The 13,484-nt window shown below is 55.2% G+C and carries 17 protein-coding genes; 7 read left to right on the top strand and 10 right to left on the bottom strand.

Annotated features, from left to right (window positions below; genetic code table 11):
- Positions 1-29 precede the first annotated feature (29 nt).
- The 5 genes from HF685_RS10085 to HF685_RS10105 all read left to right on the top strand — a co-directional run bounded on the left by HF685_RS10085 (position 30) and on the right by HF685_RS10105 (position 5,742).
- Positions 30-488 carry a Fur family transcriptional regulator gene (locus HF685_RS10085; protein ID WP_168819715.1) on the top strand — a complete coding sequence of 153 codons (459 nt, stop codon included), beginning with the start codon at positions 30-32 and terminating at the stop codon, positions 486-488.
- A gap of 132 nt (positions 489-620) precedes the next feature.
- Positions 621-2,546: a 1-deoxy-D-xylulose-5-phosphate synthase gene (gene dxs / locus HF685_RS10090; protein ID WP_168819717.1), complete on the top strand. Its 1,926-nt coding sequence runs from the start codon at positions 621-623 to the stop codon at positions 2,544-2,546.
- Between the two features lie 122 nt (positions 2,547-2,668).
- Positions 2,669-3,352, top strand: coding sequence for a pyrimidine 5'-nucleotidase (locus HF685_RS10095; RefSeq protein ID WP_168819719.1), 684 nt, complete (start codon positions 2,669-2,671; stop codon positions 3,350-3,352).
- Positions 3,349-4,185 carry a 2,3,4,5-tetrahydropyridine-2,6-dicarboxylate N-succinyltransferase gene (dapD, locus tag HF685_RS10100; RefSeq protein WP_168819721.1) on the top strand — a complete coding sequence of 279 codons (837 nt, stop codon included), beginning with the start codon at positions 3,349-3,351 and terminating at the stop codon, positions 4,183-4,185. Before HF685_RS10095 ends, dapD begins: the two co-directional genes overlap by 4 nt.
- Positions 4,186-4,278: 93 nt before the next feature.
- Positions 4,279-5,742: a carotenoid oxygenase family protein gene (locus tag HF685_RS10105; RefSeq protein WP_168819723.1), complete on the top strand. Its 1,464-nt coding sequence runs from the start codon at positions 4,279-4,281 to the stop codon at positions 5,740-5,742.
- 12 nt (positions 5,743-5,754) lie between these two features.
- Here the strand turns inward: HF685_RS10105 and HF685_RS10110 are convergent, their stop codons facing one another.
- Positions 5,755-6,861 carry an agmatine deiminase family protein gene (locus HF685_RS10110; RefSeq protein ID WP_211051109.1) on the bottom strand — a complete coding sequence of 369 codons (1,107 nt, stop codon included), beginning with the start codon at positions 6,859-6,861 and terminating at the stop codon, positions 5,755-5,757.
- Between the two features lie 113 nt (positions 6,862-6,974).
- Positions 6,975-8,006 carry a Holliday junction branch migration DNA helicase RuvB gene (ruvB, locus tag HF685_RS10115; RefSeq protein WP_168819725.1) on the bottom strand — a complete coding sequence of 344 codons (1,032 nt, stop codon included), beginning with the start codon at positions 8,004-8,006 and terminating at the stop codon, positions 6,975-6,977.
- A gap of 61 nt (positions 8,007-8,067) precedes the next feature.
- Here ruvB and HF685_RS10120 point away from each other — a divergent pair, with 61 nt between their 5' ends.
- Positions 8,068-8,382 carry a GIY-YIG nuclease family protein gene (locus HF685_RS10120; protein ID WP_168819727.1) on the top strand — a complete coding sequence of 105 codons (315 nt, stop codon included), beginning with the start codon at positions 8,068-8,070 and terminating at the stop codon, positions 8,380-8,382.
- A 146-nt stretch (positions 8,383-8,528) separates the two neighbouring features.
- Here HF685_RS10120 and HF685_RS10125 read toward each other — a convergent pair whose 3' ends face one another.
- From HF685_RS10125 to HF685_RS10140, 4 genes are all read right to left on the bottom strand, one after another.
- Positions 8,529-9,239: an HNH endonuclease gene (locus tag HF685_RS10125; protein ID WP_168819729.1), complete on the bottom strand. Its 711-nt coding sequence runs from the start codon at positions 9,237-9,239 to the stop codon at positions 8,529-8,531.
- Complete coding sequence (gene ruvA, locus HF685_RS10130) at positions 9,236-9,841, bottom strand: Holliday junction branch migration protein RuvA (RefSeq protein WP_168821473.1); 606 nt, start codon at positions 9,839-9,841, stop codon at positions 9,236-9,238. The genes HF685_RS10125 and ruvA overlap by 4 nt, the downstream gene beginning before the upstream one ends.
- 108 nt (positions 9,842-9,949) lie before the next feature.
- Positions 9,950-10,438, bottom strand: a complete 489-nt coding sequence (ruvC, locus tag HF685_RS10135) for a crossover junction endodeoxyribonuclease RuvC (protein WP_168819730.1) — start codon at positions 10,436-10,438, stop codon at positions 9,950-9,952.
- Between the two features lie 3 nt (positions 10,439-10,441).
- Positions 10,442-11,191 carry a YebC/PmpR family DNA-binding transcriptional regulator gene (locus tag HF685_RS10140; protein WP_168819732.1) on the bottom strand — a complete coding sequence of 250 codons (750 nt, stop codon included), beginning with the start codon at positions 11,189-11,191 and terminating at the stop codon, positions 10,442-10,444.
- Between the two features lie 50 nt (positions 11,192-11,241).
- Here HF685_RS10140 and HF685_RS10145 point away from each other — a divergent pair, with 50 nt between their 5' ends.
- Positions 11,242-12,009, top strand: a complete 768-nt coding sequence (locus HF685_RS10145) for a CPBP family glutamic-type intramembrane protease (RefSeq protein ID WP_168819734.1) — start codon at positions 11,242-11,244, stop codon at positions 12,007-12,009.
- On the opposite strand, the gene HF685_RS10150 is transcribed toward HF685_RS10145, so the two are convergent.
- From HF685_RS10150 to HF685_RS10165, 4 genes are read right to left on the bottom strand one after another with little or no spacing between them, the layout of a single operon-like run.
- Complete coding sequence (locus HF685_RS10150) at positions 12,006-12,326, bottom strand: heavy metal-binding domain-containing protein (protein ID WP_168819736.1); 321 nt, start codon at positions 12,324-12,326, stop codon at positions 12,006-12,008. The two genes, HF685_RS10145 and HF685_RS10150, sit on opposite strands and share 4 nt — an antisense overlap.
- A gap of 57 nt (positions 12,327-12,383) precedes the next feature.
- On the bottom strand, positions 12,384-12,872 hold the full coding sequence (locus HF685_RS10155; RefSeq protein WP_168819738.1) for an arsinothricin resistance N-acetyltransferase ArsN1 family B: 489 nt from the start codon (positions 12,870-12,872) through the stop codon (positions 12,384-12,386).
- Positions 12,872-13,114 (bottom strand): DUF2312 domain-containing protein, encoded by a 243-nt coding sequence (locus HF685_RS10160; RefSeq protein ID WP_074203789.1) that lies wholly within the window; start codon positions 13,112-13,114, stop codon positions 12,872-12,874. Before HF685_RS10160 ends, HF685_RS10155 begins: the two co-directional genes overlap by 1 nt.
- Positions 13,115-13,158: 44 nt before the next feature.
- Positions 13,159-13,467: a DUF1244 domain-containing protein gene (locus HF685_RS10165; protein ID WP_168819740.1), complete on the bottom strand. Its 309-nt coding sequence runs from the start codon at positions 13,465-13,467 to the stop codon at positions 13,159-13,161.
- Positions 13,468-13,484 lie beyond the last annotated feature (17 nt).

Raw genomic sequence — 13,484 nt, forward strand, 5'->3', positions numbered from 1 at the left:
CAATCTTCAAAAACCCCTAAATACCATCCATGACCAAACACGACCATCACGAACATCACGGCGAATCTTTGGCCGACGCAGCGCGGGCCAATCTGGAACGCTCCGGCGAAAAATGGACCGATACACGAGCGGCAATTTTTGAGGCGCTGTCCGGTTTTTCGCGGCCCGCCTCCGCTTATGACATCGCGGAGCTGGTTTCGGTCGCGCGCGGCAAGCGGGTTGCACCCAATAGCGTATACCGCATCCTCGATCTGTTCGTCGCCAAAAACCTCGCGATGCGCGTGGAAAGTGCCAATGCTTATCTCGCGAACAGCCACCCCGGCTGTGAACATGATTGCATATTTCTGGTCTGCGATACCTGCGGCGAGGCGACCCATATTGATGATGATGCGCTGTCATCGCAAGTCCGCGAAGTGGCTAAAAACCAAGGCTTTAGCTCCATCCGCCCGGTCATCGAAGTGCGCGGTGTTTGCGAGAAATGTAGCTGATAGCTTCAGACGCAAGCAAAGCGGTCAGCCGGTATTCAGGGCGTCCCGTAAATATGCGTTCCAATGGACAGCTTTCAATGTTCGACATCAACAGACATTCTGGTTAAAGCAGGGACAAGACAGGGAGTTTTTATGGTCGGCCCCAACACACCGCTTTTGGACACAGTCAATTATCCGGCGGATTTGCGAAAATTAAAGCCCACGCAGCTACGGCAGTTTGCCGACGAATTGCGCACGGAAGTGATAGATGCGGTCGGGCAAACCGGCGGACATCTGGGTTCCGGTCTTGGTGTTGTCGAGCTTACCGCAGCCATCCATTACGTGTTCAATACACCCGAAGACCGGCTGATCTGGGATGTCGGGCACCAATGTTATCCGCACAAGATCATCACTGGCCGCCGTGATCGCATAAGAACCTTGCGGCAGGGCGGCGGTCTTTCCGGCTTCACCAAACGCAGCGAAAGCGAATATGATCCGTTTGGCGCGGCGCACAGCTCCACCTCGATCAGCGCTGCACTAGGCTTTGCGGTGGCCAATAAAATGGCGGGCAAACCGGGCAAGGCCATTGCTGTCATCGGTGATGGCGCGATGAGCGCGGGCATGGCTTATGAAGCGATGAACAATGCCGCAGCAGCGGGAAACAGGCTCGTCGTTATTCTCAACGACAATGATATGTCGATTGCACCGCCCGTTGGGGGTCTTTCCGGCTATCTCGCGCGACTGGTGTCATCCAGCGAATATCTCGGCTTGCGCAAATTTGCGAGCAAAGTAACCGCCAAGCTCTCCCGCCGACTGCATGGCGCAACCGAAAAAGCCGAAGAATATGCACGCGGCATGGCAATGGGCGGCACCCTTTTTGAAGAACTCGGCTTCTATTATGTCGGCCCGATTGACGGCCACAATATGGACCAGCTTATTCCGGTTCTGGAAAACGTGCGTGACAATGCGCAAGGGCCGGTGCTGATCCACTGCGTTACGGAAAAAGGCAAAGGCTATAAATTTGCCGAGGAATCCGCCGATAAATATCATGGCGTGGCGAAATTCGACGTTATCTCCGGCAAGCAGGATAAAGGCCCCGGCGGCGGACCGCCAGCCTATCAGAATGTCTTTGGGGAAACGCTGGCAAAACTGGCCGATACCGACCCACGCATCTGTGCGATCACCGCCGCGATGCCATCAGGCACCGGCGTTGACAAATTCGCCAAGGCGCATCCTGACAAAGCGTTTGATGTCGGCATTGCCGAGCAGCATGGCGTGACTTTTGCCGCCGGATTGGCCGCGCAGGGTATGCGGCCATTTTGCGCGATATATTCCACCTTCCTCCAGCGCGCCTATGATCAGGTGGTGCACGATGTTGCCATCCAGAACCTGCCGGTTCGTTTTGCGATTGATCGGGCTGGGTTGGTCGGCGCGGATGGCGCAACCCATGCCGGTAGCTTTGATGTCACCTATCTCGCGACCCTCCCCAACATGGTGGTGATGTCCCCAGCCGATGAGGCAGAACTGGTCCACATGACCTACACAGCAGCAGAATATGACGATGGCCCGATTGCCTTCCGCTATCCGCGCGGCAATGGCACCGGCGTTGCACTTCCCGAGGTTCCGGAAAAGCTCGAAATCGGCAAAGGCCGCCTTGTTCGCCAAGGCACTAAAGTTGCGATTCTCTCGCTCGGAACGCGCTTGCAGGAAGCACTGAAAGCCGCCGACAAGCTGGAGGCCAAGGGCCTCAGCGCAACGGTCGCCGATTTGCGCTTTGTAAAACCGCTCGATGATGAGCTCATCCGCAAATTGTTGATCACGCACGAAGTGGCGGTGACGGTGGAAGAAGCAGCCGTAGGCGGGCTGGGCGCGCATGTGTTGACGATGGCATCAGACGAAGGTCTTACTGATGCTGGCCTGAAAATCCGCACGATGCGACTTCCCGATATGTTTCAGGATCAGGATAAGCCGGAGCTGCAATATGCTGAAGCGGGGCTGGATGCGGATGGCATTGTCGAGACGGTGCTAAAAGCGCTGCGCCATAACAGCACGAGTGTTGAGCAAGGCGCGCGGGCATAAGACCATGATATTTTGAAAAATATTTGCCAGCACTATCTCCTGAAATCGAGTTGATGGAACTGATGGAGGCTTGATCGGCAATTCAGCTTGCCGCAGGACATCGCAATGATTAGGCCAAACTCATGCCACCAGAATTCTCCCATATCGATCACTGGATCTTTGATCTCGACAATGTCCTCTACCCTGCCGAGTGCGACCTGTTTGCGCTGATCGATATCAAGATGGGCGAATATGTCGCGCAGCTGCTGGGCTGCGATCTGATCGAAGCGCGGACCGTACAAAAATCCTATTTCCACGACCATGGCACAACTCTGGCCGGACTGATGCATCATCATGCCATCGCGCCACAGGAATTCCTCGATTATGTCCATGATATCGACATGGACCGGCTATCGCCCTCACCAGACCTGCGCGCGGCGATTGAAGCGCTTCCGGGCGAGAAGCTGGTTTTTACCAACGCCGACCGGCCCTATGCCGAGCGCGTGCTGGAGCGACGCGGCCTTGGCGATCTGTTCCATCAGATGCATGACATATTGGATACCGATCTGGTCCCCAAGCCGCAAACCGGCGCTTATCACAGCATGGTTGCGGCAACCGGCGTCGATCCCAAGCGATCCTTGTTTGTTGAAGATATGGCGCGCAATTTGCGTCCCGCAAAAGATTTGGGCATGACGACAATATGGGTTAATACCGGCGCGGAATGGGCGGGCCGGGAACATGATCCCGCCTATATCGACCACGAAATATCTGAACTGGAAAGCTGGGTGACCGGCTTGCATCATCCGAAGGAAGCAAAAGCAACATGACCGCAAAACTAATGGGTATAATCGAAAAAGCGTGGGATAAGCGCGAATCCCTGAGCTTGACCTCGCAAGGCGCGGAGCGTGATGCGGTCAATGAAGCGCTCGCCATGCTTGACAATGGCACCGCGCGTGTCGCCCAAAAAAAGGACGGCGAGTGGGTGGTCAACCAGTGGCTCAAAAAAGCAGTGCTGCTCTCTTTTCGGCTCAACGACAATGAAGTGATCGAAGGGCCTGGCGGTGCGAACCACTGGGACAAGGTGCCGAGCAAGTTCAAGGGCTGGGGTGAAAACCGCTTCCGCGACGCCGGATTCCGTTCGGTTCCCGGCTCCATCGTCCGCCAGGGCGCTTTCATTGGCAAGGGCGTTGTCCTGATGCCGAGCTTCGTCAACATCGGCGCCTATGTCGATGAGGGCAGCATGATCGACGGCTGGGCGACGGTTGGCAGTTGCGCGCAAATCGGAAAAAATGTGCATATCTCCGGCGGTGTCGGCATCGGCGGCGTGCTCGAACCTTTGCAGGCCGAACCCGTGATAATCGAAGATGGTTGCTTTATCGGGGCGCGTTCGGAAGTGGCAGAAGGCGTACGTGTCGGCGAAGGCGCGGTCCTCTCGATGGGTGTTTATCTTGGCGCGTCCACCAAGGTCGTCGACCGGCTGACGGGCAAGACATGGATTGGTGAAGTGCCGCCTTACGCCGTGGTCGTGCCAGGCACCTTGCCGCCGCGCGCCAATGTTGATGGCGAGCCGGGCCCGAGCCTCTATTGCGCGGTGATTGTCAAAACCGTTGATGCACAGACGCGATCCAAAACCGGTATCAACGAGCTGCTGAGGGATTAAACGGGAAAGTTTCCGTTTGCCTTGAGCCTGTCGAAGGGTGAGTATGCGCTAACCGTCCTTCGACAGGCTCAGGACGAACGGAGAGGATGAAGAATGGCCACACGGGCAAACGACTATACCGTCACCCTGGGGGAGAATGACCACCCTTATCGCAACGGCGCGTGGACCCCGGTGTTTGAAGAACTGGACACCGATGATCTTGAAATAATTGGCGAAATACCGGCTGATATTGACGGACTATATGTGCGCAATACCGAAAATCCGCTGCATGACAGTCTCGGTCGCTATCATCCGTTCGACGGCGACGGGATGATCCACACCATCCGTATCAAGGGCGGCAAGGCGCATTACCGGAACCGCTTCGTCCGCACCAAGGGTTTTGCGGCGGAACAGGACGAAGGCGGCCCGCTCTGGGCTGGTATCATGGGCAAACCGGGCGAATCCAAAAGGCCTGGTTGGGGCGCGCACGGCAGCGTGAAAGACAGCAGCTCCACTGATGTCGTGGTCCATGCCGGGAAAATCCTCTCAACCTTCTACCAGTGCGGCGAAGGCTATCAGCTCGACCCCGAAACACTGGAGACATTGGGCGTTGCTGACTGGGTGCCCGAAGAGGGCATTTCCGCCCACCCCAAGGTCGATGAGAAAACCGGCGAATTGCTGTTCTTCAACTATTCTACCAAAGCGCCTTACCTCCATTATGGTGTCGTTGGACCGGATGACCAGCTCAAGCATTTCATACCCATCGAACTGCCCGGAGCGCGACTACCGCATGATATGGCGTTTTCGGAGAACTACGCGATCTTCAATGACTGCCCGATGTTCTGGAAAGAGGACCTGATGGAGCACGGCCTGCGTATTCCGGCCTATCACGAGGATATGCCAACCCGCTTCGGGATCATACCGCGGATGGGCAAACCGGAAGAGATAAAATGGTTCGACGCCAAGCCAACCTATGTGTTGCACTGGGCCAATGCCTTTGAGGAGGGCGATGACGTGGTGCTCGACGGTTATTTCCAGAATGATCCGGTGCCGCCGCCATTAACGGATTTTCCCTCAGGCTATGAAAGCATGGGCGCAAGCATCGACCTGCACAGCTTCAAACCCGAGTTACATCGCTGGCGGTTCAACATGAAAACCGGCGAGACCCGCGAAGAAACATTGTTCGATGAATATCCGGTGGAATTCGGGATGTTCAATCAGCAGGTCGCCGGACAGCCTTATCGCTATGCCTATAGCGTCACCGGTCATCCCGGCTGGTTCCTGTTCAACGGTCTGGTCAAACATGATCTGGAGACGAGAACAGCGGAGCGTTATTATTTTGGCGATGATCGCTTTGGATCGGAAGCGCCCTTTATTCCGCGCGCTGGAGCGGTGGACGAAGATGATGGCTATTTGATCAGCTTCATTACCGATATGAAGCTGGATCGCAGCGAGTGTATCATCGTTGACGCAAAGGATATTGCTGCGGGGCCGGTTTGCACAATCATTTTGCCGCACCGGATTTCGAGCGGCACCCATGCGACCTGGGCTTCGAGTGACCAGATAAATATGGTTTAACTTAACACCCGCTCAAACCTTCGGCATTTGTTGCGTGGCGCAGTGAATTCCGCCACCGCATTCCCCAATCGGATCAACATTGAGCATCACGATCTCGCGTCCCGGATGTAGCCGTTGCAGTGTTTCCCCGGCTTCGGCATCCGCCTCGGCATCACCAAATTGCGCCGCGATAACCGCGCCGTTGCAAACATAATAATTCACGTAAGACGCGACGAAATCTTCCGATTTTACACGGATATCATAGGGTTGCGGCAACACCGTCATTGCAAATTTCTTTCCGCCTGCGTCACTTGCTTCTGCCAATATATCATGGGTTTCATAAGCAGAGGCTGCAAACGGATCTTCTTCCGCATCGTCTTCGTCCGGCAACTGGATCAATATTTCTCCCGGCTTGGTGAACCGCGCCAGCGCGTCAATATGATAATCGGTGATATCGCCACCCTTGACTCCTGGTGCCCAGATCAGTTTCTTCCCACCAACCGCTTCGAGAATTTTCGCTTCTATCTCGGCTTTAGTTCCGCCGTTGCGATTATCGATCACCCAGCTCGATTCGTGGGCGATGACGGTTCCCGCGCCATCGGATTCCAATCCGCCCGGTTCGCCAACCAGACCATTGTCGAGCAACTCCAACCCCAGGCGGTCAGCAACAGCGGCGGCGACCTTGCCATCATTGCCGTGCACCTGTTTGCTCCCCCAACCATTGAAGTTAAAATGCCGCACAGCGAGCTGTCCCGCTTCATTGCGAACAAAACATGGTCCTGCATCGCGGCACCACAGATCATCGGTGGGGATATTCCATACCTCGATGCCATCGGATAATTTCCGCCGTGCCGACTCTTCAAACCGCTCGTCCATCAGCATGACGACGGATTCAAATTCGGCAATCGCATTGGCGACATCGGCGATGCTTTGCTGAAGCATATCGAGGAACACCGGATCGGGATGGACTATTTTGCTGACCGGCCATTGCATGAACGTGCGCTGGTGCGGCTGGCTCTCTTCGGGCATCCAGAAGCCGGTGCCGGACATACTAGCAGGCGCTGCGCAGGAAGCCATCGCAGGGACGGCGGCCATTGCGCTGAAGGCGCTGACCTGTTTGTTGAAATTTCGGCGATTCATTCGCATGTCCAAATTTCTCCGGTTTCGTCGTTGCGAGGAGCGAAGCGACGCGGCAATCCAGAGCGTCTGCGCGTGCCGCTCTGGATTGCTTCGCTACGCTCGCAATGACGCGTTTAATCAAACAACTCCCCATCCACCGCTTTGTCCGCCGGTGGAGCCATCCCGAGATGCTTCCATCCCCGATCATTGAGCGCCCGGCCTCGCGCTGTTCGCGCAATCAGGCCGAGCTGGATCAAATACGGCTCAATCACTTCCTCAATCGTATCGCGCGGTTCCGATAAGCCAGCGGCGAGCGTCTCGACGCCGACCGGGCCGCCTTTGTAAATATCCGCGATCATGTGGAGGTAACGCCGGTCCATCGCGTCCAGCCCGAGCGCATCAATCTCGAGACGCGTCAGCGCAGCGTCGGCAGATTTCGCGGTGACCATGCTATCTTTGGCGACATTGGCGAAATCGCGCACGCGGCGCAGCAAGCGTCCGGCAACGCGCGGCGTTCCCCGCGCCCTGCGGGCAATTTCCTGCGCGCCATCAGGGGCAATATCAAGCGCGAGCAATTTTGCGGCACGGCGCACGACCAGTTCCAGTTCGTCGTGATTATAGAAATTCAGCCGCACCGGAATACCAAAGCGGTCGCGCAATGGGGTCGTAAGCAGCCCTTGCCGCGTGGTCGCGCCGACCAGCGTGAAAGCGGGCAAATCAATCCGCACCGAACGCGCTGATGGCCCTTCGCCGATCATGATATCCAGCGCGCGGTCTTCCATCGCCGGATAGAGAATTTCCTCGACCACCGGATTGAGGCGGTGAATCTCGTCAATGAACAGCACGTCGCCTTCTTCAAGATTGGTCAGCAGCGCCGCAAGGTCTCCGGATTTGGCGATAACCGGCCCGGAAGTGGAGCGGAACCCCACACCCATTTCCTTGGCAACAATTTGCGCCAGCGTGGTTTTGCCCAGTCCCGGCGGACCAAAGAACAGCACATGGTCAAGCGCTTCCTTGCGGGAACGGGCCGCCTCGATAAACACCCGCAAATTCCCGCGCGCCGATTCCTGCCCGATAAATTCGTCAAGCGTCTTGGGGCGCAGGGCAGCGTCGATATCTTCGGGCTGGCGTTTTGCAGTAAGATCTGGATTATCAGAAACGGCCATTCTCCCCAAACCCGCTACCCTGAAATTGTTTCAGGGACCATTCCGGGTCAGTCACTGCCTTATGCATAATGAAAAAAACCCCTGCGTCTATATATTAGCAAGCAGGCCTTATGGCGCGCTCTACATCGGCGTGACGTCCGCTCTGATAAAGCGACTTTACCAGCATCGCAACGGTCTGGTGCCGGGACACACATCAAAGCACGCGGTTTACAAACTGGTGCGCTTCGAGATGCTTGATGACATGCGGTCCGCGATTACACGCGAGAAGCAGCTAAAGAACTGGCATCGCCCTTGGAAGATCAATCTGATTGAATCGGAAAATCCGCAGTGGGTTGATCTGGCGGTGAATTTGGGGTTGCCAGCGATTCAGGAGTGATCGGGTTGTCATTACAACCCGTCATGCTGAACTCGGTTCAGCATCCACCATGAACCAAATCGCCGCCTGCGAGCGAGGAGAAGTGGACCCTGAAACAAGTTCAGGGTGACGGTGTGTGTCAATTGGAGATTTGTGAGGGTCTTTGGTCAATGGTAACCAAACTTTTTTCGATGCTTAGCAAGAAACTGCATTCGCTCACTCGTCAAAGAAAGAGTAGTATACTCGCTCGACTTCATGATTGAAGTTGCACACTCTGATAGATTGGAGGAATAAATCGCAGTTCCCTCATCGTCAAAGGAGACAAGTCCGCGATCAAAAGCAGCATCCCAATGCGCAGACAACAAAATGATGTTTTCTGGATTTAGGCGGTTTTTTTCATCACGGCTCCACGGAATGATGTGGGAAACACGGAGCAGCGGATCATCGTCGATGCCCGTTACTTCGCAACAAATTTTATGTCGCAAAGCGAATTCTCGCAAAGGGCGAGAACCTATTCTGACTTTAGAATTGCGTCGTTGCTCCGTTCGTTCGATATTTTTCAACCGTTCAAGCATTACATCTTTATTCTTTGGAGAGGATTTAAGGCGGACTCCTTTCTTTACAACTCTGAAACCATGCATTCTCAGTGCTCGACCAGCAGAATCCCGCGCCTTCACTCCTCCTTTGACGTCTTCCCAGTCCAAGGCGGCCTGAACGATGGCCGCTGGAGGGTATTTCCTACCTTGCTCGTCAAGCAAATCATAACCAACAGAGGGTCCACCGCCGTATTTTTTGAAAAATGCTTGCTCGTCCTTTCTAAATTCTTTCATTTTTTGAATGACAAGCTCTGGATGCAGCTCTCTTTGCACTTTTCTCATTTCGCCGCCTTCTTCAGCGCCAGCCTGACCAGCGCATCCAGCGTCGCACCATCCCCAGCCTCGGCATCCGCAGCAGCAACAGCCATGCTTGCCTCAACCGGTTTAAATCCCAAATTCTGCAACGCGCTCACCGCATCGGCGCTGTTGCTCGATGGCGCGTGAACCGCCCCGCCTGCGCCGACAAACGGATCAACCATCAGTCCGCCGACTTTGTCCTTCAATTCATTGACAATCCGCAGGGCCAGTTTTGGGCCAACGCCGTTCGCCCGCGAAATCATCGCCTTGTCACCGGTCGCTATGGCGCGGGAAATTTCTCCAGTTTCCAGCGCGCCCAATATTGCCAGCGCGACCTTGCCGCCGACGCCCTGCACCGAAATGAGTTTGCGGAACCAGTCGCGCTCGCTCGCCGTGGCAAAGCCCATCAGGCGCATGTCGGTTTCGGAAACCTGCATTTCGGTATAAATAGTCGCGCCATCGCCCACGCCGCCAACCGCCGCCAAAGTCCGCGTGCTGGCAAACACCAGATAGCCGACGCCCTGCACATCCAGCACGAGGTTGTCAGTGCCGATTTCATCAATCATGCCGGTCAGTTTTGCGATCATATTTTCAATCCCGTCAGGCTGAACTTGTTTCAGCATCTCGTCTGGTTTGGCAAGGATTTCATTTATCCGGGGGATCCTGAGCCGTCAGGCCACCGAAGGTAAACAAGTTCAGGATGACGCGAGACCCAGCCGTTTCCGGTGATGCGCATGGGTGATCGCCACCGCCAGCGCATCGGCGGCATCCGGCCCGGCCAGCTTTACGCCCGGCAGCAATATTTTGATCATCGCCTGCACCTGGTCCTTGTCCGCCTTGCCGACACCGACAACCGATTTTTTCACCAATCGCGCAGAATATTCACCAATCTCCAGCCCGGACCGCGATGCGCCGAGCAGAACCACGCCCCGTGCTTGCCCTAGTTTCAAAGTACTTTGCGGATTGGAGTTCACAAACACCTCCTCCACCGCAGCAGCATCCGGCCTGTATTCCAGCATGATATCGGTGAGTTCGAGGTCAAGTTTCAGCAAACGGCTGGCCAGTTGTATCTTGGGATCGGTCTTGATCTGACCGTTTGCGATATGCGACAGCCGGTTGCCCTCAGCGCTGATCACGCCCCAGCCGGTTGTGCCAAGCCCGGGATCAAGGCCGAGAATGATCAACGGCTACTCCGCGTTCAACTTCTCCATAATCTCGTCGGACACATCATAATTGCCCCAGACCGTTTGCACGTCATCATCCTCTTCCAGCATGTCGATGAGGTTGAGCAAAGTTTCGGCCTGTTCAGCGTCCACTTCCACCTGAACCGAAGGACGCCATGCCAGTTTCACGCTTTCCGCTTCACCGAGCGCCTTTTCCAGCGCGCCGGAAACCTCGTGCAAATCTTCCATCGCGGTCCAGATTTCATGGCCATCATCGTCGGAGGAAATATCTTCTGCCCCCGCTTCCATCGCAGCTTCCAGCACCTTGTCTTCACTGCCAGCGCTCGCGGGATACTGAATATAACCGACCCGTTCAAAACCATGCGACACCGAGCCGCTTTCTCCCAGATTGCCGCCATTGCGCGACATGATCGTACGGACGTTGGTGAAGGTGCGGTTGGTGTTGTCGGTCAGCGTTTCAATGATCAGCGACACACCGCCGGGACCAAAACCCTCGTAGCGCACTTCATTATAATCATCACCTTCGCTGGCCGAGGCCTTGTCGATCGCACGCTGGATATTATCCTTGGGCATCGACACTGCCTTGGCGCTATTGACGGCCAGTCTCAGGCGCGGATTAAAGTCCGGGTCCGGCATGCCGGTTTTCGCCGCCACCGTGATTTCGCGCGATAACTTGGAGAATTGCGCCGCGCGTTTCTTGTCCTGCGCACCTTTCCGGTGCTTGATATTATTAAATTTACTATGGCCTGCCATAAGATTTATCCGTTACCTGTTATTTGGATTATTTGAAGGCTCTTTGCCGCATGTTTAGACCCAACTCAACCATTGGATGGCCAATCCACCATTTGCAGCGCGTCGCCCGCGACCTGTTGGCTTTTCTTCGCGCGCCAACTGTCCATCCTCAACACATAGCCCGCGCCAACAAGGCCAGCGAGCTGGCTTGGCTTTTCGTGCTGAATTGCATCATCGTCGCCATCATCGCAGCAGTGCTTTTCCCGCTGATGTTTGCCTTCGGGGTCGAGATGTCGGGCGATATGGCGGAGATGTTCAAACGTCCGGTCTGGCAGTTGATGCTCTTCGTGGTGGTGGTCGGGCCGATTATGGAAGAACTGATGTTCCGCACGTGGATCAGCGGGCAACCCCGGTTATTAGTCCCTTTTGGTGGCATGCTGGCATGGATTGGCGGATCATATGCGCTGTCAGAATTTGGCCTCGCCGAAACCAGTCCAACAGCGGTCCCGATTCTGGTCGCAATTATTGCCGCGGGTATATTGGCTGGTTTGATCGGCTTCTGGAAAAGGCCGGTTCCGCGCTGGTATGCCCGAATATTTCCCGCCATCTTCTGGGGTCAGGCGTTGCTGTTCGGTTTTATCCATGTGTTCAACTATGCGGGCGACAATCCCATTGCCTTGCTGCCATTTGTTTTGCCGCAAATGGTAGGCGGTCTGATCTGGGGTTATGCCAGAATCCGTTTTGGCTGGTGGTCGAGCATAGCGATGCACATGGCGTATAACCTGATTGCCACCAGCGGGTTATTATACGTGCTGCTCACCCGGCCCGAAGTCCTTTAGCCAACCACAACAGCCGTGCCGGAAGCGGACACCATCAGCATGGACCCTTTGTCACCCACCACTTCATAATCCAGATCAACGCCGACAACTGCATTGCCGCCCACCCGCACAGCCTCAGCCTGCATTTCTTGCAATGCCTCGTCTCGGGCGCGTTTCAATACATTCTCGTATTTGCCTGAACGCCCGCCGACAATATCAGTGATACTGGCAAACAGATCGCGAAACAAATTGGCTCCGACAATCACTTCGCCAATCACAATGCCGCGATAATCAGTGATATTGCGGCCTTCAATAGAGGGGGTGGTGGTAACAATCATGCCAGTTCTCCTTCATCCATTTTGTGCGTTCCCAGCATGGCCAAGCAACAGCGCCGTTCAAAGTAATCGCTGGAACCACTGCACATCCCGCCATCCACCCAATTTGCGCCCCACTTCACGATATACACCGATGGAGATAAAGCCCGTGGATTGATGCAGACCTATACTGGCATCATTGGGCAAAGCGATGCCAGCAAATAATGCGTGCACGTTGCGAGCCTTCAATCTGGCGAAAAGGGATTGATATAACGAGCGCCCAACCCCCTGTCCGGCAAAGCGAGGATCAACATACACAGCAACATCACAGCTTGTCTGATAGGCTTCGCGCGAGCGATGTTGTGAGCCATAGGCATAGCCGACAACGGTCCCGTCGATTTCCGCAACCAGCCAGGCGTATGATTGCAATGCGGTTTCCATCCGTTTGCCCATTTCGGCAGCATCCGGTGGTTCCAATTCAAAACTGACCCAGCTGTCTGTCACAAACGGCGCGTAAATTTCTGCACATCGCTCAGCATCGTCAACCGTTGCCGAACGAACCGCAATCATCAGGCCAGTCCAAGCGCAGACTTGTAAGTGTCCAGTATCGCTTCCATTTCCTGCCGGTCATGGGTTTCCATCTTCCGCAATCTTACGATCTGCCGCATGATTTTGGCGTCATAGCCCTGTGATTTCGCTTCGGAATACACATCGCGAATATCGTCAGCGATACCCTTTTTCTCTTCTTCCAGTCGCTCGATACGCTCAATAAACAGACGCAGCTGGTCTGCGGCAACATTGCCTTCGCTCATTCTGATTTCCTCTGAATTCTAATATTTGGATTCGGAAAGCGTCTCTAGTCGGGTGCAGCGTTCTTGGCCATGCTGTTCTTCATCTTCAGGAGTTTTTCGGGTGTCGCTTCGGTCTGGAATTTTCTTTTCCATTCCTGCGATGGCATGCCATGAATTGCGTTGCGCGCCTCTTCCTTCGCCATGTTCCCGCCAGCCGCATTGGTCGCTTCCATTACCCAGTCAGCCAGGCAATTGCGGCAAAAGCCCGCCAGCCCCATCAGGTCGATATTCTCGGCATCATGACGGTGCTGCAGATGTGCCACCAGTCGGCGGAACGCGATTGCGGCGGCTTCATCAGAAAATTCGTTGCTCATAAAAATGCTTCCGTTGC

The organism is Parasphingorhabdus halotolerans (genome assembly GCF_012516475.1).
Taxonomy (GTDB): Bacteria; Pseudomonadota; Alphaproteobacteria; order Sphingomonadales; family Sphingomonadaceae; genus Parasphingorhabdus; species Parasphingorhabdus halotolerans.